The sequence below is a fragment of the Beijerinckia sp. L45 genome, from assembly GCF_009765775.1.
GTDB lineage: Bacteria > Pseudomonadota > Alphaproteobacteria > Rhizobiales > Beijerinckiaceae > RH-AL1.
This window is the reverse complement of record NZ_LMUU01000195.1, coordinates 81513-81822: the sequence shown is the minus strand read 5'-3', so window position 1 is coordinate 81822 and position 310 is coordinate 81513. Positions and strand designations below refer to the sequence as shown.

Genomic DNA, 310 nt, shown 5'->3' with positions numbered 1-310 from the left:
TCGGACCGCTTGCCGGTGTCCCGGTCGTCGTCAAGGACGCGATGGACATGAAAGGCTTCCCGACGACGGGGGGATGGTCGCTTCTGCACAGCAAGACGGGCGGCGTCGACCTCATGCCGGAGACCGATTCGCCCGTCGTCGCCCGCATGCGCGCGGCCGACACCGTCATCCTGGGAAAGACCAACATCCCGATTCTCAGCCACACCGGCGCGCATGCGAACGGCAGCTGGGCCGGCTCCACGTACAATTCGGCTGGCCGTGAATTCCTGCCGGGTGGCAGCAGTGCGGGAACCGCGACGGCCGTCGGCGC

General features: G+C 68.1%; 1 protein-coding gene. It reads left to right on the top strand.

The window, feature by feature from the left end; all coding sequences use genetic code 11:
* On the top strand, window positions 1-310 hold a 310-nt coding region (locus GSQ79_RS29725; protein WP_246725482.1), incomplete at both ends, for an amidase family protein.